General features: G+C 42.9%; 18 protein-coding genes. 7 read left to right on the forward strand and 11 right to left on the reverse strand.

Annotated features, from left to right (window positions below):
* Nucleotides 1–140: 140 nt before the first annotated feature.
* A complete protein-coding gene (locus QZZ23_RS06060; protein WP_292467790.1) occupies nt 141–905 on the reverse strand; it encodes a tetratricopeptide repeat protein in 765 nt (254 codons plus the stop codon).
* A gap of 121 nt (nt 906–1,026) precedes the next feature.
* On the opposite strand from QZZ23_RS06060, the gene twy1 reads away from it, so the two are divergent.
* From twy1 to argS, 3 genes are all read left to right on the forward strand, one after another.
* Nucleotides 1,027–1,965 carry a 4-demethylwyosine synthase TYW1 gene (gene twy1 / locus QZZ23_RS06065; RefSeq protein ID WP_292467791.1) on the forward strand — a complete coding sequence of 313 codons (939 nt, stop codon included), beginning with the start codon at nt 1,027–1,029 and terminating at the stop codon, nt 1,963–1,965.
* A 193-nt stretch (nt 1,966–2,158) separates the two neighbouring features.
* Nucleotides 2,159–3,403 carry a peptide chain release factor aRF-1 gene (prf1, locus tag QZZ23_RS06070; RefSeq protein WP_292467793.1) on the forward strand — a complete coding sequence of 415 codons (1,245 nt, stop codon included), beginning with the start codon at nt 2,159–2,161 and terminating at the stop codon, nt 3,401–3,403.
* A gap of 28 nt (nt 3,404–3,431) precedes the next feature.
* On the forward strand, nt 3,432–5,135 hold the full coding sequence (gene argS / locus QZZ23_RS06075) for an arginine--tRNA ligase (protein ID WP_292467794.1): 1,704 nt from the start codon (nt 3,432–3,434) through the stop codon (nt 5,133–5,135).
* Nucleotides 5,136–5,441: 306 nt separating this feature from the next.
* Here the strand turns inward: argS and QZZ23_RS06080 are convergent, their stop codons facing one another.
* Nucleotides 5,442–6,236, reverse strand: a complete 795-nt coding sequence (locus QZZ23_RS06080; protein ID WP_292467795.1) for a class I SAM-dependent methyltransferase family protein — start codon at nt 6,234–6,236, stop codon at nt 5,442–5,444.
* A 76-nt stretch (nt 6,237–6,312) separates the two neighbouring features.
* Here QZZ23_RS06080 and QZZ23_RS06085 point away from each other — a divergent pair, with 76 nt between their 5' ends.
* Complete coding sequence (locus QZZ23_RS06085; RefSeq protein WP_292467797.1) at nt 6,313–6,612, forward strand: hypothetical protein; 300 nt, start codon at nt 6,313–6,315, stop codon at nt 6,610–6,612.
* Nucleotides 6,613–6,631: 19 nt separating this feature from the next.
* Here QZZ23_RS06085 and QZZ23_RS06090 read toward each other — a convergent pair whose 3' ends face one another.
* From QZZ23_RS06090 to QZZ23_RS06105, 4 genes are read right to left on the reverse strand one after another with little or no spacing between them, the layout of a single operon-like run.
* Nucleotides 6,632–7,243 carry an ABC transporter permease gene (locus tag QZZ23_RS06090; RefSeq protein WP_292467798.1) on the reverse strand — a complete coding sequence of 204 codons (612 nt, stop codon included), beginning with the start codon at nt 7,241–7,243 and terminating at the stop codon, nt 6,632–6,634.
* Entirely contained in the window at nt 7,237–7,878 is a 642-nt protein-coding gene (locus QZZ23_RS06095) for an ABC transporter permease (protein ID WP_292467800.1), read from the reverse strand. The genes QZZ23_RS06090 and QZZ23_RS06095 overlap by 7 nt, the downstream gene beginning before the upstream one ends.
* Before the next feature lie 10 nt (nt 7,879–7,888).
* On the reverse strand, nt 7,889–9,016 hold the full coding sequence (locus QZZ23_RS06100) for an ABC transporter ATP-binding protein (RefSeq protein WP_292467802.1): 1,128 nt from the start codon (nt 9,014–9,016) through the stop codon (nt 7,889–7,891).
* Nucleotides 9,017–9,073: 57 nt separating this feature from the next.
* Nucleotides 9,074–9,985: a glycine betaine ABC transporter substrate-binding protein gene (locus QZZ23_RS06105; RefSeq protein ID WP_292467803.1), complete on the reverse strand. Its 912-nt coding sequence runs from the start codon at nt 9,983–9,985 to the stop codon at nt 9,074–9,076.
* 177 nt (nt 9,986–10,162) lie between these two features.
* On the opposite strand from QZZ23_RS06105, the gene QZZ23_RS06110 reads away from it, so the two are divergent.
* Nucleotides 10,163–10,462, forward strand: a complete 300-nt coding sequence (locus QZZ23_RS06110; RefSeq protein WP_292467805.1) for a DUF427 domain-containing protein — start codon at nt 10,163–10,165, stop codon at nt 10,460–10,462.
* 9 nt (nt 10,463–10,471) lie between these two features.
* Here QZZ23_RS06110 and QZZ23_RS06115 read toward each other — a convergent pair whose 3' ends face one another.
* From QZZ23_RS06115 to QZZ23_RS06130, 4 genes are all read right to left on the reverse strand, one after another.
* The gene (locus tag QZZ23_RS06115; RefSeq protein WP_292467807.1) at nt 10,472–12,109 is read right to left on the reverse strand and encodes an acetolactate synthase large subunit; all 1,638 of its coding nucleotides are present in this window, start codon (nt 12,107–12,109) and stop codon (nt 10,472–10,474) included.
* Nucleotide 12,110: 1 nt separating this feature from the next.
* Complete coding sequence (locus tag QZZ23_RS06120; RefSeq protein ID WP_366931325.1) at nt 12,111–13,475, reverse strand: NAD-dependent succinate-semialdehyde dehydrogenase; 1,365 nt, start codon at nt 13,473–13,475, stop codon at nt 12,111–12,113.
* A gap of 171 nt (nt 13,476–13,646) precedes the next feature.
* On the reverse strand, nt 13,647–15,014 hold the full coding sequence (locus tag QZZ23_RS06125; protein ID WP_292467810.1) for an NAD-dependent succinate-semialdehyde dehydrogenase: 1,368 nt from the start codon (nt 15,012–15,014) through the stop codon (nt 13,647–13,649).
* Nucleotides 15,015–15,098: 84 nt separating this feature from the next.
* Nucleotides 15,099–15,530 carry a DUF61 family protein gene (locus QZZ23_RS06130; protein ID WP_292467812.1) on the reverse strand — a complete coding sequence of 144 codons (432 nt, stop codon included), beginning with the start codon at nt 15,528–15,530 and terminating at the stop codon, nt 15,099–15,101.
* Between the two features lie 130 nt (nt 15,531–15,660).
* On the opposite strand from QZZ23_RS06130, the gene QZZ23_RS06135 reads away from it, so the two are divergent.
* Nucleotides 15,661–15,987 carry a nucleotidyltransferase family protein gene (locus tag QZZ23_RS06135; protein WP_292467814.1) on the forward strand — a complete coding sequence of 109 codons (327 nt, stop codon included), beginning with the start codon at nt 15,661–15,663 and terminating at the stop codon, nt 15,985–15,987.
* On the forward strand, nt 15,960–16,367 hold the full coding sequence (locus QZZ23_RS06140) for an HI0074 family nucleotidyltransferase substrate-binding subunit (RefSeq protein WP_292467815.1): 408 nt from the start codon (nt 15,960–15,962) through the stop codon (nt 16,365–16,367). Before QZZ23_RS06135 ends, QZZ23_RS06140 begins: the two co-directional genes overlap by 28 nt.
* 25 nt (nt 16,368–16,392) lie before the next feature.
* Here QZZ23_RS06140 and QZZ23_RS06145 read toward each other — a convergent pair whose 3' ends face one another.
* Nucleotides 16,393–17,418 carry a Fic family protein gene (locus QZZ23_RS06145; RefSeq protein WP_292467817.1) on the reverse strand — a complete coding sequence of 342 codons (1,026 nt, stop codon included), beginning with the start codon at nt 17,416–17,418 and terminating at the stop codon, nt 16,393–16,395.
* Nucleotides 17,419–17,503: the final 85 nt, after the last annotated feature.

Consider the following 17,503-nt stretch of genomic DNA (forward strand, 5'->3'; position numbering starts at 1 on the left):
TGAGCAAGACTCCAACCGAGAACCTCCAGGCAATGGTAGAGATGGCAAAGAGTCACAAATATTGATATCACAGATAGAAATATGATGGAAAGGGAATAAAGCTAATTTTCCCTTTCATTTTTTATTACTATTTTCTATTTTTATCCGATTCTACTTTTTGCTTTTTTGGAACAAAGTATCCTGAGTTCTATTGCCTTCTCAAAATCCGGTTCTATTTCCAGTAGATTTTCAAGTTCTTTCTGGGCTTCGTCGTATCTTTCAAGTTCGAAGAGGGCGATACCCTTGCAATACCATGCCTGTGCCGAATCTGGCAGAATCTGTGAGGAGGAACTCTTTGATATCCAGGCAAAACGGGGGAATTGAAAAGCCTGAGGATTTGACAATTCTATGGATCTATCATATGCCTTCAATGCCTCATCGTATCTGCCAATTTTGCATAAAGTGTTACCCTTGTAGCACCAGGCACCCGGGTCTTCAATATTCAAGTCCAATGCATTATCAAGGCACTTAAGAGCATCTTCATAGTTCTCATTTTCAAAAAGTATCAGTGCTTTACTGCAAAAAATTTTAGGATTATCAGATTGTTGTTCAAGGGTTCTGTCTATAAGTTCTAATGCTTCTTCATTTTTCCCCATTTTGTAAAGCACAAAACTTCTGTCAAACCATGTATCAACTGCCTGCATATATGACCTTGAGGCTTCTTCGTCCATACCCTGCGAAGAAAATATATCTCCCAGTGAATTCCACAGCTCTTCGGCCTTAATGTAAGAGTCCATGGCTTCTTCACAGTATCCTAACTTGAGATGGACATGTCCTTTGCTGTAAGCTTCGACAGCTTTTTTTTTAGTGTCCCTTATTATTTTCTTATCGAGGGAATCTGAATATATTTTACGCAGTAAACTCATACCTAAAAGTCGTTCCGTATGCATATATATTTTTGTTAAATAGCACGCCTTCATTTTTCTGTTAATTCCACTCAAAGCCTTCCCATTCATTATATATATATGAAAATGAACTACAAATTAAATGGCCAGAAGAAAAGTGAAAACCGAGGATATAACTGATTTTAAAAGTCTGTTGAAAAAACAAGGGTATAGTCTTGCAGGCAGACATAGTGCTGTCAAGACCTGCTTGTGGCTTCGAAGGTCCATCAAGGATGAAGGTGAGTGTTACAAATCCGTATTCTACGGTATTCATTCACATCGCTGTCTTCAGATGACCCCCACACTCATGTGCAATCAGAAGTGTCTGCACTGCTGGAGGCCCACGGAAGTAGACGTACCCATGCCTGTTGGATGGGACTCTCCAGTGGAAATAGTGGGGTCTTCAATAGCGTCCCAGAGAAAACTTGTATCAGGTTTTGGAGACTCAGCTCCTCTTGAACGCTGGAACGAAGGTAAAAATCCCCGGCATGTTGCCATCTCTCTCTCAGGAGAGCCCACCCTTTTTCCGCATCTTCCAGAACTCGTAGATGAGTTCAAAAAACAGGGTTTAACTACTTTTGTTGTAAGTAACGGTACAGTTCCCGAGATGATGGCAAAAATTAATCCTTCCCAGTTATACATGAGCCTTGATGCCCCTGATAGAGAAACATATGAAAAAGTCTGTCTCCCAAAGTCATCTTCATTGTGGGATAACATTCTTAAATCCCTTGAAGTACTCAAAACAAAGGAAACAAGAACTGTCATACGTATAACACTCATCAAAGGTGTCAATATGTTTGATTCCGAAGGTTATGCAGAATTGATAAAGATAGCGGAACCTGATTATATAGAAGTTAAAGCCTACATGCATCTTGGTTTTTCAAGAAAGAGACTTCCCCGTGAAGCTATGCCTTCTCATGATGAGGTAATGTCCTTCTCAGAGGAGTTGGCAGAACATCTTGGTTATAAAGTTGCAGAGGATGTCGAGGTCAGCAGGGTTGTCCTGCTTTCTAAAGATGGTTCTGTTTCCCATCTGATATAATATAGTACATAACAATATAATAGACTGTAATATAATATGCTTCCACAATTTCCATTGTGCACCAATGGAAGGGCTACGATACCAGCCTGTAATAAATTCTGTCACAATCTATATTTATATCAACGCATACATAAGCAACAAAAATAATCGAAGATATAGACAATCTCATTATTTAAACCGGAGTATTCACACAATGTCAGAACAATCCGCTCATTCAAAATATGAATTTAAAAAGAAATTAGAGGAATTGCGTGTCAAAAAAGGACGTGGTACCGAACTGATCTCTTTGTATATCCCCCCCACAAAGCAAATATCCGATGTTACATCCCAGCTCAAAGGCGAACACGGCCAGGCTGCTAACATCAAATCCAAGATAACACGGGATAATGTACAGGGTGCATTGGAATCCCTGCTTTCAAGATTGAGATATGTGGAAGTTCCTGAGAATGGTATCGTTTTTTTCACAGGTGCTGTGGATATAGGTGCCAACAAGACCAGCATGGAAACTACCATAATCGAGCCACCACAGCCTATTGTTACATACAGGTATCACTGTGACTCCTCATTTTTCCTTGAACCACTTGAGGAGATGCTAAGAGATGCTAAAACATACGGTCTCCTGGTCCTTGACAGGAGAGAGGCAGCAGTAGGTCTCCTTGTAGGTAAGCATATAGAGCATTTCAGAACTCTTACTTCAACTGTTCCAGGAAAACAGAGAAAAGGAGGTCAGAGTGCTCACAGGTTCCAGCAATTGAGGCTCATTGCTATTCATGAGTTCTACAAACGTATTGGTGATGCTGCCAGTGAGGTTTTCATGGCGGTAGATCACAAAGACTTCCAGGGTGTTCTAATCGGCGGTCCATCTCCCACAAAAGAAGAATTCGAATCAGGAGATTTCCTTCACCACGAGTTATTGAAAAAACAGCTCGGACTTTTCGATGTTGCATACACTGATGAATCAGGACTTTCAGAACTTGTCAATGCTGCCAGTGAAAGGCTTGCAGACATAGACTTGATGGTTGAGAAAAAGCTAATGCAGCGATTCTTTGTAGAGCTGGTTTCAGATTCAGGAAAGGCAGCCTATGGCGAGACCCAGGTCCGCAATAATCTGGATATTGGTGCAGTGGAAATATTGATGATATCCGAAGGTTTAAGAGCAGAAAGACTTACTTTGAAATGTCCAAATGGAGATTATGAGGGTAAAGTCACTCGTAATTTCAAACCTGGAGAGCAGGATAGTTATGGCGGACTCTGTCCTGTTTGTGGCAGCAATGTTGAGGTCATTGAAAAGGTCGATATTGTTGATGAACTCTCAGAATTGGCCGATCAGATGGCAACAGAAGTAGAATTTGTATCCACGGACTTTGATGAAGGTTCCCAGCTCATGAATGCATTTGGTGGTATAGTGGCAATATTGCGATTCAATACCGGTGTCTGATCTTATTATAATAGTGTAGGTGTTATCTTTGTTCCTCGAATTTAAAAAACAGGTTATTACGGCTCTTGAAAATGCCCTTGCATCCCTTGGTTTCCAGACGGATGATCTGGGACTTGAACCATCCCAGCACGCAGATATTGCTTCAAAGGTTGCTTTCAGGCTGGCTGCAAAGGCAAAGAGCAATCCAAAAGAGCTTGCTGAAAAAATAGTTGCTGCCATTGAATTACCTGAAGGTTCCCTTATAGGTGATATCAAAACCACAGGTCCTTACATCAACATAACTGCAGGACGCAATTATGTTGACAACACGGTCAACAGCATACTTGAAGAAAAAGAAGCTTTTGGCGGCAATTTCTGTCAGGGTAAAATACTACTGGAACACACTTCTGCCAACCCCAATGGTCCTCTGCATGTTGGCCACATACGCAATTCCATAATTGGCGACACACTCGTGCGTATACTCAAAAAGGCAGGATATGAAGTTGAGACCCAGTACTATGTTAATGACATGGGTCGTCAGATAGCCATTGTCTCATGGGCGCTCTCACTTTTTGAGTTTGATACATCAAGAAAACCGGATCATGCGATAGCAGATGTTTACATCAAGGCAAACGCTTTGCTCAATGAAAACCCGGAAAAGGTAGCTGAGATCGACAAACGCATGCAGCTTGTGGAAAGCGGTGATGAAGAGACGATAAAGAGCTTTGATGAAGCTGTGGAGTTTGCAGTTTCAGGTATCAAGGAAACCCTTTTGCGTATGAACGTAAGCCATGACAGTTTCCCTCATGAATCCGGTTTTATTCGCTCAGGTGCTGTCTCCAAGATAGTTGAGGAAATAAAGGCAACTGGAAGAACCAAAGATGATAATGGTGCTTTGGTAGTTGACCTTTCAGATTATGGTTTTGAAAAGACACTTGTCATACAGCGCACTGATGGCACCTCCCTTTATACAACACGTGACCTCGCCTACCATGAGTGGAAAGGAGAGCGTGCAGACAGGATGATCGACGTGCTTGGAGCAGACCATAAACTCATATCCGGCCAGCTCAAGGCAACTCTCAATGCTATCGGAAAACCTGAACCCGAAATTGTAATATTCGAGTTTGTCTCACTTCCTGAAGGTTCCATGAGCACACGTCGTGGTAAGTTCATCTCTGCCGATGACCTGCTTGACCAGATCGAGCAGCAGGCATATGTGGAAGTTGAGAAACGCAGACCGGAAATGACAGATGAGTTCAAGAAAGAAGTTTCCAGAATGGTGGGAATCGGTGCTGTCAGGTACGATATTGTGAAAGTCTCCCCTGAAAAATCCACAGTTTTCAACTGGGAAGAGGCGCTTGACTTTGAGAAACAGGGTGCTCCTTTCATACAGTATTCTTATGCACGTGCCTGCAATATACTGAAAAAAGCAGAGGAAGAAGGTAAATGGGACCCAACCCAGAAGATAGATCCTTCACTTCTGACCGAGGATACGGAAATTGATCTCATCAAGAAAATGGCATCATTTGACAGTATCATCGACCTCTGTGCAAGGGACCTGAAACCACATACAATGGCGATCTACGCAAGGGAGCTTGCAGATTCCTTCAACCAGTTCTACAGGTTCGTACCTGTGGTAAGTGCTGAAGAGGATGATATAAGGGCAAGCAGACTGGCTCTTGTGAACTGTGCAAAGATAGTTCTTGCAAGTGTTCTCGATACACTCGGTATCGGTGCACCTGAATCAATGTGAGAAATTGATCCTTTCTCATCTATTTTCTTTTTTCCACAGGAGCTGTTGGATGAATGTCGGACCTCGCTTAGCTGGTTCGCATCGTTGTAGGTTAAGCAATTTTTCTGTTTTTATGAGGAGTGTGGTGCTGCCGAGGTGATTGGACAGGTACCATTCCATATCTCCGGGTGTCTGCTTGGCTATGCGCTCGCCGTCGCGGTAGAAGTAGCTGATGGCGGTGCCGTTGTCTATTTCGTAGAACTGGTTGACGTAGTAGGCGAACTCGCCGGCATATTTTTTAAATAAAGTTGGGTACCAGGTTGAGTCTCACTTTTTAAGATCAAACACCCATCTGCTGATTCCAGGTGCCACATTACCGCACCTTCGGTGAAACTGAACTTCAAATCCCATGTTTTCATATTCTTCTATCAGTTCAGGAATCTGCTCTTTGGGTTTGAAAGTATAGAAATGGACATATCCTCCTGATTTTACAAGTGAGGAAATGCTTTGAAGGAAATGGTCCATGCCGTAGGGTGTTGGTATTATTGCCCTGTCAAACTCCATCTTTAACATCCTGGGTATGCTGCTGGCATCAGCATTGATTATGTGGATGTTTTCTTGAATTTTATTGAGCCTGCAGTTCTGTACAAAAGCTTTGCAGGCGTCACTGTTCATTTCCACTGCAACTACCTTTGCACCATTTGCTGCCGCGGGAATTGCAAAAGGTCCGACCCCGGAGAATGGTATTAGCACATCCTCTCCGGGTTTCACCAGTGATGATACTCTTTTCCTTTCAAAGGAGAGCCTCCCGTTGAAAAAAGCCTGCTTCAGGTCTATCATGTAAGCAAAACCGAATTCCCTGTGAATAGTTTCTGTCCTGTCACCGGCAATTATTTCAAGATCAGCAACTCTCCTGTCACCATCAAGTTTTGAGACCTTGTTTAGCACAGCCTTAATACTCTGCATCCTTTCCATTATGGCCCGGGCTATATCTGCATTGTATCTTTCCATAGTTTCAGGAACGGCCACGATTGCAATATCTCCGATAACATCAAAACGATTGGGTAGTTTGTCGAGTTCCTTTTCAGGGATTCTTCCTTCCAGTTCTTCTTTAAGGCTCATTTTTCTGTCTGTTTTTTGCTTACGCTACAAAGTCTTAAAAGCATTGGTCCATAATAATCTGTTCTGGAGATAAAATATGCTGGAAATCGCTGTTGAGATCGTTATTTTCAGACTTCTTGAAGGAGTAAGTGAGAATGAATTTCTTGCAGCATCAAATATCATGATGAAGGAACTTGGGTCACTTGATGGTTTTATTGATCGTGAGCTCTTGAAAAAAGATGATGGCAGCTGGATGGATTTACTGCACTGGGAAAATATGGATGCAGCCACAAAAGCTGTAAAAGCTGCCCTAAAACTTCCATTGTGTCTGGAATATTTCAAGCTTATAGACGAAGTGATGAGCCATTACAGTCTTTTCCAGAGTTTTGAAGCATAATCATACCAATCCATTTTAATTATTTCATATATCCGGGTGTGACTTTCTTTTCAAGAAGTGTGAAAGAGATATCTATCAGTATCGCAAGTATAATTGCAGGTATGGCACCTGCCAGGAGAGTCCGGGTGTTGTAGCCTATAAGTCCCTGAAAGATTATTTCCCCAAGTCCACCGCTTCCGATATAAGCTGTCAGTACTGCAATGCTGTTAGCCAGTATGCCTGCAAACTTAATTCCTGCGAACATTGCGGGATATGCATTTGGCAGTCTTATGTGCCTGTTGATCTGCCATTGGCTTAAGCCCACACCTTCTGCGTAATCTATCAGTGCAGGGTCCACATTGCTCAGGCCGATGTATGTGTTCTTGATGATCGGGAGCAGCGCACGTAACATGATAGCAACCACTGCCGGAGTGAAGCCAATTCCAAGGAACGGGACCATGATGGCCACAACAGCAAAGCTTGGAACTGCCTGCACCATATTCGCAAACTTCATCACAACAAACTCCAGTTTCTTACTGTAGAGTGATGCAAAAGCAAGAGGTATGGACACAATTATGCTCACAAACAATGTAGTGTATACAAGGACGATGTGTTCCCATGTGGCATCAAGCACAGTTTCAAGTATTACCATGTACCGTACCTCTCATGGAGTTTTTTCTCAACGATTCCCGCAAAGCCGTCAAGGAAAACAGCAAGCAGACCTGTCCACAGTCCGGCAACAAGGATCGCATCTTTCTCATAGAGCTGGATACCGTTCTGAAGTACGGTTCCAAGTCCTCCTGCAGCAACCAGTCCTCCCAGTGTCACAACACCCATACAGAATACAAGTGCTATCCTGATGCCGCCTGCTATCAGCGGTAATGACATGGGGATCCTCACTTTGAACAATGCTTCCTGTGGGGAAAGCCCAATGGCATGGGCAACGTAAGTGTATTGCTCGTCTACTCCTTTCAGGCCTGTATAGGTGTTCCTTGCCACTGGAAGTATGGAATAGAGCACACATGCTGCAATGGTCGGACCTGCACCAAGTTTAAGGATGGGAAGGAGCAGTACAATGAGTGCAAGATCAGGTATCGTCTCAACTATATTCAGGAAATTCAGCACCGCGTTTGCGGTCTTTGGTCTCATATATATGAAAACACCAACAGTGACGCCAATAATGATAGACAGCAGAAGAGCTATACTGAACATCTGCAAATGCTCAATGGTACGCATTGTCATCAGGTGCTTGTCCCATACATTCGCTATGACCTGTAATGTTAGCATACGTTCTCCTTCAGATAAGTTTCAGCAATACTTCATCGGATACAAGGATACCAATCGGATGTTTTGAATTCATCACAATTGCAAGGTATTCACCGCTGTTCTTCAGTTCCGAGAGTGCAAACGCGACTGAATCCAGCGGCTGGAATGTTTTAACAGGCCTTGCCACATCGGCCAGTTTCTGAATCTTGACCCTGCATTTCATAAGGTCCATCATCGTGACCTGTCCAAGAAGTTCATCATCATCAAATACAAAAGCAGTTTCAATATCCCTCGTTGTCATCTCTTCAACAGCATCACAGGAATTTATTTTTCCATCAAATACATACTTTTCATCAAACGGGGACATCAGGTCTTTGACGTTAAGGGTATCCATATGCTTGAATTTGCGTTTAGTATCAACGATATCAGCCACAAGTTCATTTACAGGATTGAAAATGAGTTCCTCAGGCGGACCGACCTGTACAAGTTTTGCCTGGTCCATTATGGCTATTCTGTCCCCAAGTATGAGTGCTTCCTCAATGTCATGGGTTACGAATACGATTGTCCTGTTGATCTCATTTTTGATTTTAAGGAATTCTTTCTGGAGCTGTTTGCGCAATATCGGGTCCAGTGCACCAAAAGGTTCATCCATCAAAAACAGGGGTGGGTCCATTGCCATGGCCCTTGCAAGTCCTACCCTTTGCTGTTGTCCGCCACTCAATTGTCTCGGATATCTGTCCATGAACATTTCAGGTGGAAGGGAGACGAAATTCAGCAGCTCTCGTACCCGCTCTTCTATTCGGTTCTTATCCCAGCGTTCAAGTTTTGGAACAAGACCTATATTTTCCCCGATCGTCATATGGGGAAAAAGACCAATATTCTGGATAACATAGCCCATATTACGGCGCAGTCGAACCGGGTCTACTTCACGGGTGTCAAGCCCGTTTATGGTAACGCTTCCGGAATCCTGCTCTATCATACGGTTCATCATTCTCAGCGTGGTGGTCTTTCCCGAACCACTGGGTCCGATGAGAATAAGCAGCTCTCCACCCTGAATTTCAAGATCCAGGTCTTTTACTGCAAAACCGGTACCATATTTTTTAGTGATACCTTTGAACTGGATCGAATCGATTCGGTCAAATAGTCTTTCGGTTTGCATATCTGCACCCTGAATGAGATCGTTTTTTAAAAAAAGAGGAGATGGATATCCTGTTTCTTATCCCTCTATGAGTCCTTCATCAACAAGGAACTGATATGCAATGTCTCTTGGTTCCTTCTGCTCAATATCGAACTGGTAGTTCAACTGTCTCATGGTGTCGGTGTCAATTGCACCGTCAAGTTTCTTCATTGCAGCAATAGCATCAGGATTTTCCTCTGCGAACTGCTTTGTCACTATCAGGATAGCATCGTAAGGTGGCAGTGCGTTCTTGTCATCCTGAAGGACCCTGAGCTCGAAGACTTCATTCCTTGTATCAGTCGTGTAGGCGGAAATAGCATCGACCTGGTAACTCTCGATGGCTTCGTACATTACGGTGGCTACTGCCTGCTTATAATCCTTGAATTCAAAGCCGTAAACATCCTTTATTCGTGGGAGACCATCCTCACGGGTTGCAAATTCAGGATCAGTTCCAATTATCATTTCTGCAGCGTATGGTTCAAGATCGCTTATCTTCGTGATATTATTCTCTGCAGCCCAATCCTCTTTTACTGCAATGGCGTATGCATCCTCAAATCCAAGGTTGCTTACTATCATTACACCATCCTGTTCCAGAAGACCCGCTTCAGTTTCATCGAAAACGACCTGCCTGTCCCAGTCATCAAGCTGGCTCAGGTTGAGTATCTGGCTGTACGCAGTCCCGGTATATTCTGCATATGTGTCTATCTGGCCGGCCTTCAAAGCTTCATAATTGACAAATGTGCCACCAAGTCCCTGTTTGACATCAGTTTCATATCCAACGTCCTCAAGCACAAGAGCTGTCATATGTGCAAGGATGTATGATTCCTGGAAGAGTTTAGATCCTATCACAACAGTTCCTTTTTCTACATTTGTGTCAGCAGGTGTTTCAGTACATCCGCTGGCAAAAAGAGCCATAATTATAACTAACGTTATTAGTATTGTCCTTTTCATTATTCAACACCCCGAAAATCGCTTATAAAGCTAGCCGTGTTTCCGTAACGGCTTCCCTGTAATATAGATTAAGTGCACATTTTATAAATGTATCTATTTTGCAGGCAGTCGGAGGACGAGTTGGAAACATTAATCTTTTTATCCCTGCAGAACCAATATACTACAGGAGTGGTCAAAATGACAAAAGCTACATGGAATGGAGTTATTATTGCACAGAGCAATGAAACGATAATAATCGAAGGAAATCATTACTTTCCACCAAATTCAGTGAATCTGGAATACTTCAAAAAAAGTGAGTATCATACGACCTGTCCGTGGAAAGGAGTTGCAAGTTATTATGACGTCGTTGTAGACGGAAAGGTCAATACGGATGCTGCATGGTACTACCCTGAACCAAAAGAGGGTTCATCCAAAAAGGTCGGCAAAGATTTCAGCAACTATATTGCCTTCTGGAAAGACGTGGATGTAATGGATTAATCTTCATTTTCAGATTTCACAGAAATCATTCTTCAATTTTTCAGTCAGTTTGATGTTCTCTGAATAATCAACCTGCACATCCAGCAACCAGACTCCGCCAGCATTCAATGCTTCAGAAAGCTTAGGCTTCAGTTCTTCTGCCCTTTCGATTTTCACGCCTTTTGCACCGAAGCTCTGGGCCAGCATCACAAAGTCGGGATTTGTAAAATCAATACCTATGGTCTCGTTGAAAGTCTTCTTCTCATGCCATTCGATAAGACCATATTTTGAATCATTGAAAATTATGACAACAAAATTACACTCAAGTCTAACAGCAGTTTCAAGGTCCTGAAGGTTCATTAAGAAACCACCGTCTCCTGCGATTACAACAATTTTCTTTTCAGGTTTTATCAAACTTGCTGCAATGGCACCGGGGAGTGCAAATCCCATGGTGGCAAGTCCATTGGACATGAAAACAGTATTTGGTTCATATGCAGGGAAAAGCCGTCCAACCCATAATTTATGAGCACCTACATCGCTTATCAGCAGGTCTCCCCTGTCGATAGATTCCCTGACATCATAGATTATCTTCTGTGGCTTCATGGGGAATGACAGATCATCTCCGTAGTCCTCAATTTCTGCTTTCATTCTTGAGCGGACTTTAGAGAATCTTGCAGGCATCTCAATTTTGAAATCACATAGTTGTCTCAGGCTGAAAAGTGCCTGTCTGATACTACCGATAAGCAGGATATCCGGCATATAACTCTCATCTATTTCCGGGTGGTCGGTATGGATATGTATTATCTTCTTCGACCTGTCAGGGTTCCAGAATCTGGGGCTGTATTCAACATAATCGTATCCTATACAGATAACGAGGTCAGCCATTTCAAAACCGCACATGATATGGTCATGGTCTTTGATACCCATTGAACCAAGATAGTGTTCATCATCGGCAGCTACCGCACCTTTGCCCATGAATGTTGTTACCACCGGAACACCTGTGAAATCGACAAGTTTTCTCAACTCAGTTGTAGCCTCTCCCCTGAATATCCCATTTCCTGCAAGAATAACAGGCATTGAACTCTCTTTTATCATATCCGCAGCTTTTTTGAGTTCTCTCTCATCAAGGAGGCTGATGTGTGGATAGGTCTTTTTGAAAATAGGTTCTTTTGTAGTTTCTTCCCTTGCCACATCTTCAGGAAGTTCTATGTGTGTAGCTCCCGGTCGGTCCGTGGCAATTTCAAAGGCCTTGTGAACGATCTCAGGAATAAAATCAGGTTTCATTACTTTTGAATTCCAGGTTGTGAACTGCTTGAAGGCGGTCACAATATCGATATACTGGTGCGACTCCTTGTGCGTCTTTTCAAGTCCAGACTGGCCTGTAATGGCTACAAGAGGTGCCCTGTCAAGTTGTGCATCGGCAACGCCTGTGATGAGGTTCGTGGCTCCTGGTCCCAGTGTTGCAAGGCATACTCCAGGTCTGTGTGTTATCCTTCCATAGACATCTGCCATAAAAGCGGCACTCTGTTCATGTCTTGTAGGGATGAATTTGATTTTGGACCTCAGGAGAGAATCTGTAAGGTCGATGGTCTCTTCTCCCGGTACACCGAATATATATTCAACTCCTTCATTTTCAAGACACTTTACAAAGAGGTCACTGCCTTTCATCTCAATACACCTTCATGGATTTGACAGTCATAAACTCCAACATTCCGACACGATATAGCTCTCTTCCAACACCACTTTTCTTCATACCTCCAAACGGAAGTCGCGGGTCAGAGCCTATAATATTATTAATGGCGATCATACCGCATTCAATATGTCTTGTCATTCTCATGGCTTTCTCAGTTTCCCGGCTCCAGATACTGGCACCCAGCCCGAATTCCGTGCTGTTAGCTATTTGGATAGCTTCTTCCTCATTTTTGAAGCTAATTATAGGCGCTACCGGTCCGAAAGTCTCGTCCCGGACAACAGGAGCATCTTTGTTTATATCGTTGAGAATCGTTGGCATGTAAAATGAGCCTTCTTCATCTTTATAACCACCTTCAAGCAGTATGTTTGCTCCCATTTTCAGGGTTTGAGCTACCTGCTGGCTCAGGTGTTCTCTCTGTTTTTCATTTGCCATGGGTCCCATATCGGTCTTGAGGTCCATTGGGTCGTCTACGTTGAGGTTGTTTGTATTCTCTACGAACAGGTCTGTGAAATTTTCTACGATATTTTCGTCAATCAGTAAACGTTTGGCTGCAATACAGCTTTGTCCACAGTTCTGGAACCGACCTGATACTGCTGCTTTTGCCACTTTTTCGATATCTGCATCTTCCAGCACAATTAAGGGATCGCTGCCTCCAAGCTCAAGAACGAATTTTTTGATATTCCTTCCTGCGGCTTCTGCGACCTTTTCTCCCGCGGGTCGGCTGCCGGTGAAAGAAACAGCATTTATTTCATCTCTGGATATTAGTGAGGATGCTGTGGGTCCATCCACAAGAAGTGTCTGGTAAACACCTTCAGGGAATCCTGCCTCGATAAATATTTTCTCAAGTTCAAGGGCGCACATGGGAACATTGCTTGCATGTTTCAACAATACTGTATTTCCACCTGCAATAGCAGGTATTCCAAATCTCAGTGCCTGCCAGAAAGGAAAATTCCACGGCATGATACTCAGGACAGTACCAACGGGTTCATAGACAAAACCGGATGTTTCAGCATCAGTTTCTACAAATTCTGCAGCAAGGAACTTATCTGCATTCTCTGCAAAATAATCACAGGTCCATGCACATTTCTGGATCTCTGCAAGGGACTCTTTGATCGGTTTACCCATTTCCTTTGTGATTATCTCTGCAAGTTCCTGTTCCCTGTCCCTCAGAACTTCAGCCACACATTCAATGGAAAACGTTCTTTCAACAATAAGTTCTTTTTTCCATTCACCAAATGCCTTTCTTGAGTCTTCTATCTTCTGATTGACCACTTGCTGAGAATAGAGATCGAACTCTCCATTCAATTCCCCGGTTGCGGGATTTACAGAACTTATTTTCACCAATTGAAATTCCCCTTTATACCTTAGTACGCAATAAGGGAATTTGCACTCCCTTCTTTTATTTAATAGTTGATATGATATATAATTTATTTTAATTTACTTACAAAAAGCATCATAAAAAACAAAGAGAACAAAAAAAGAAGAATTTGAAACCCTGAACGGAGTGCATTTTTACATCATCTTAATTGACTTGATATTCATGAATTCGTAGAACCCATGTTTTGATAGTTCTCTACCCATTCCGCTTTTCTTCACTCCGCCAAATGGCAGGCAGGCTTGTGGCGTGCAGAATGAGTTAATCCCAACCATTCCGGTTTCAAGTTCAGAAGCGATTTTCATAGCCCTGTCACGGTCCTGACTCCATACACTGGCACCCAGTCCGAACTCGGAATCATTTGCAAATTCAATAGCCTCGTTTTCACCCTTAACGGTAATTATCGGTGCCACAGGTCCGAATGTCTCTTCTCTCATGACCCTCATATCCATGCTCACATCACCGAGGACTGTCGGTGAATACATGTAACCCTCACTTTCCATCCTTCCTCCTGGAATGAGGATTTTAGCACCTTTGGATATAGCATCATTGACCTGGCTTTCCAGTATCCGTATTTGTTCTTCCCTGACCATTGGACCGATATCCGTGTCAGGGTTCATTGGGTCGCCGACCTTCAGGTTCGCAGTTCCTTCCACGAAATTTTCCGTGAATTCTTCGGCTACTTCTTCCATGACAATGAAACGCTTTGCTGCTATGCATGTCTGTCCGGTGTTGATGAAACGGCTTGGAACTCCAACTTTTGCCGCCATTTTAACATCGGCATCATCAAGAATTATGAAAGGATCACTGCCACCGAGTTCCAGCACGAACTTCTTCATGTTATGGGCGGCAAGCTCCGCAACCTTCTGCCCGGCATCGTACCCTCCTGTAAAGGATACAGCTTTCACTTCATCCCTTGGAATAAGTGAGGATGCTGTTTTTCCGTTTATGAGCAATGTCTGGAAAACACCTTCAGGAAATCCGGCCTCAAGGAAGATGTTCTCGATCTCAAGTGCACACATCGGCACATAGCTGGAGTGCTTCAGGAGCATGATATTCCCGCCTGCCAGCACATGTGCTGCAGCGCTGAGTACCTGCCAGAAGGGGAAGTTCCATGGTTTGATTGCGAGCACCGTTCCCATAGGTTCGTAGTGTATCATGGAATCGCATGAGTTCTCTTCCGCAGGCTCAGGTTCAAGCATTTTCTCTGCGTTGTCAGCAAAATGATCGAACATGGTGGCACATTTCACAACCTCTGGAACAGCCTGTTTGATGACCTTTCCCATCTCAGTGGTGATGAGCTCGCCATAATGATGCTTGTTCTTCCTCAACAGCTCGGCAAAGTTTCTGAGGAGTTCGTTACGATCTGAAACATCGGTTCTTTTCCATTCCCTAAAGGTTTCAGCAGACTTTTTGAGCATCTTGCTAACCTGCTCGTCAGTGTGCATTTCAACTTCGCCGATGACTGTGCCTGTTGCCGGGTTGATGGATGGGATGATGGTCATGATGGTTCCTCGATATTTGATATAATTACAATGTCCCATATTTGGTATTATTGATTGGATTAAAAGTTAGAGTATTCCGAACTCTTACCGCATAGCTATCTGCACAACAGTGGGATACTTCCTCATTATGGAATAGGCTATTGATTTGCCAACCCACATATTTCCCTGATGCATCTGTCTCATCTCGCTTAGTTCTCCAAGTATCTGTAACGCAGAAAGGGCATGAGGGTCATTCAGGTAACAACTGTCGGGAACCTTTGTGGCTGAAAAGAATATCACAGGTAATTTTAGTTTATCATGTAGGTTCAAAGGAAGTTTTTCGCTAAGATTCTGGAGTACATCAATATCAAAAACATATTCTTTTCCTGCTTTTGTCCTTGAAACCGGTCTTTTTTCTGTAAGGAGTTGAGCAAGACTTTTGCGCTGGGAAACGATGCCGTCGTTCAGCTTCCCCATTTCCAGTCTCATCCAGCGCGTGAGGATAGAATAATCGGTCATTGGATGTCTTCCTGACATATTTGTCAATTAGCATATGTTGTTTTATTTGAAATCAATTTTGAGAGGTTGAACATCTGGTAAATAATTTAAAGCTGTAATATGATAAAGTAGATAGAGATTTTATAATTAGCATGAAAGGAACCGGAAAATGCCTAATAATTCGCAAATCTTCGAAAAATCCATTCAAAAAGTGAAGGCTGCAGTCCTTCAGGCTTTTAAAGATGAAGATGTCAGGGTTATCCTTTTTGGTTCAAGGGCAAGGGGAAATGCCCACTGCACATCGGATATTGATATCGGTATTCTGCCACATAGCAGTTGTGACAGAAAAAAGATAGCTGCATTGAGAGCAGAGCTAGAGGAAATGAATATTCCATATACAGTGGATCTGGTTGACCTGTCTGCTGTTTCTGAAGATTTCAGACAAAAAGTGCTTGATGAGGGTGAAGTATGGAAAGAGAATACAAACTGCAAATGAAGGCAAGGGTTGCAAAAAGGGCTCTTGGAACCCTACAGGAGATCATGGACGAGCCATACTCCGTTATAATCAGGGATGCTGCAATACAGAGGTTCGAATACACCTTCGAAGCCATATGGAAGCTCATCAAAGAGTACCTCTTTGAAATGCAAGGTGTCATGTGCAACTCCCCAAAATCATGTTTTCGTGAAGCTTTTAAGATGGGTTTGGTAAACGAGGCAGAGAGCATGCAGACTCTGTATATGACAGACGACAGGAATATGACAACTCACACTTATCATGAGGATGTTGCAGAAGAGATATACAAAGAACTGTCGGGATACTACCTTCTTATGAACAAAATCTACGTGAATATCATAATGGACTCAGGACTTGACTGAGTCCATTAAATCCTGAACTATTGTTTCATATCAATTCATCCAGATGGTCGTATCTGAGTTTGTAATAAGTCCCTCTTCCTGTTCTTCCTACCTGCACGAAAATCTTTTTTTTCACAAGTTCCTGAAGATCCCTTTTTGCTGTTGAAACTCCCAGATCACACAGCTTCTGGTATTCTTTATTTGTTATTTTTCCCATTTCACGGGCAAAACGAATGGCTTTTATTTGCCGGTCTTTTAGCCCGGTCTGGATATATTGTCCAACGGTTCCGTAGTCACGGCTTATATTCAAAACAGCATTTTCAACTCTTGAGACCTTTAAGGCAAGGCCATAGAGATAATATTCCAGCCATTCATTAATATCAGGTTCTTTTCCGTTGCTGCCTTCAAGTTTCTCAAAATAGTCCTTTTTTCTCTGATTGAAAAACTCCTCAAGGGTAAATAGTTTCTTTGCTTCCCCGAAATTCCTTCCAAGCATGTAAGAGGATATGCTCATAGCAATAGTGCCACTGGCGTTTTCAAAAGGATGCATACGATATAGTTCATAGTGTACAATCCCTGCCAACAATACCGGTATCATTTCTGCAGCCTCCTCACTATAGACCCAGTCTATTAGGTCTCTTACACTGTATCTTACCCTCTCAGGCTCCATGAAACCATCTGCAATAGTTGTTCGGTACTTTCCAAGCTCCTCTTCAGGAATTATGTCCTTCATGGTCAACTTGTGAAGTGCGAGTATCATGTCCTCCGAAATATCCTCGTTTTCGATCTTCAGTATATATTCGTTAAGTTCCAGAAAATTAAGCACCTGTTTTTTGTCAGTCTCATCACCGAATATATCCTGTCCGTTAACAAGCTTTGTAACCTGCCTGACAGAAAGCCCGTTTTCTTCAAGACTCGTGGCATGGTATGCAAGCCTGAAAAGGTTATTGATCTGCAGCCTTCTTTCCCATGCGGGAGGTACATGAGTATTGAGAATTATCTCTCTTGCTGCCTGTATTCTTGCAATCAGGCGTACAATTCTGTCAGTATACTGGAAATTTGGCTGGTACATGTGTATGTTATCCTAAAGGAGTTGATGTCTCGTTCATCTGGTATTTGTTATTTGCCTATTCCTGTCAGCCTTTTTGATATAAGTT

Source organism: Methanolobus sp., assembly GCF_016278385.1.
Lineage (GTDB): Archaea > Halobacteriota > Methanosarcinia > Methanosarcinales > Methanosarcinaceae > Methanolobus.

Excerpts from the sequence above, each read along its gene's own strand:
- QZZ23_RS06060 (WP_292467790.1), bottom strand. The coding sequence starts at position 905 with ATGAGTTTACTGCGTAAAATATATTCAGATTCCCTCGATAAGAAAATA.
- twy1 (WP_292467791.1), top strand. The coding sequence starts at position 1,027 with ATGGCCAGAAGAAAAGTGAAAACCGAGGATATAACTGATTTTAAAAGT.
- prf1 (WP_292467793.1), top strand. The coding sequence starts at position 2,159 with ATGTCAGAACAATCCGCTCATTCAAAATATGAATTTAAAAAGAAATTA.
- QZZ23_RS06080 (WP_292467795.1), bottom strand. The coding sequence starts at position 6,236 with ATGAGCCTTAAAGAAGAACTGGAAGGAAGAATCCCTGAAAAGGAACTC.
- QZZ23_RS06085 (WP_292467797.1), top strand. The coding sequence starts at position 6,313 with ATGCTGGAAATCGCTGTTGAGATCGTTATTTTCAGACTTCTTGAAGGA.
- QZZ23_RS06090 (WP_292467798.1), bottom strand. The coding sequence starts at position 7,243 with ATGGTAATACTTGAAACTGTGCTTGATGCCACATGGGAACACATCGTC.
- QZZ23_RS06095 (WP_292467800.1), bottom strand. The coding sequence starts at position 7,878 with ATGCTAACATTACAGGTCATAGCGAATGTATGGGACAAGCACCTGATG.
- QZZ23_RS06100 (WP_292467802.1), bottom strand. The coding sequence starts at position 9,016 with ATGCAAACCGAAAGACTATTTGACCGAATCGATTCGATCCAGTTCAAA.
- QZZ23_RS06105 (WP_292467803.1), bottom strand. The coding sequence starts at position 9,985 with ATGAAAAGGACAATACTAATAACGTTAGTTATAATTATGGCTCTTTTT.
- QZZ23_RS06110 (WP_292467805.1), top strand. The coding sequence starts at position 10,163 with ATGACAAAAGCTACATGGAATGGAGTTATTATTGCACAGAGCAATGAA.
- QZZ23_RS06115 (WP_292467807.1), bottom strand. The coding sequence starts at position 12,109 with ATGAAAGGCAGTGACCTCTTTGTAAAGTGTCTTGAAAATGAAGGAGTT.
- QZZ23_RS06125 (WP_292467810.1), bottom strand. The coding sequence starts at position 15,014 with ATGACCATCATCCCATCCATCAACCCGGCAACAGGCACAGTCATCGGC.
- QZZ23_RS06130 (WP_292467812.1), bottom strand. The coding sequence starts at position 15,530 with ATGTCAGGAAGACATCCAATGACCGATTATTCTATCCTCACGCGCTGG.
- QZZ23_RS06135 (WP_292467814.1), top strand. The coding sequence starts at position 15,661 with ATGCCTAATAATTCGCAAATCTTCGAAAAATCCATTCAAAAAGTGAAG.
- QZZ23_RS06140 (WP_292467815.1), top strand. The coding sequence starts at position 15,960 with ATGGAAAGAGAATACAAACTGCAAATGAAGGCAAGGGTTGCAAAAAGG.
- QZZ23_RS06145 (WP_292467817.1), bottom strand. The coding sequence starts at position 17,418 with ATGTACCAGCCAAATTTCCAGTATACTGACAGAATTGTACGCCTGATT.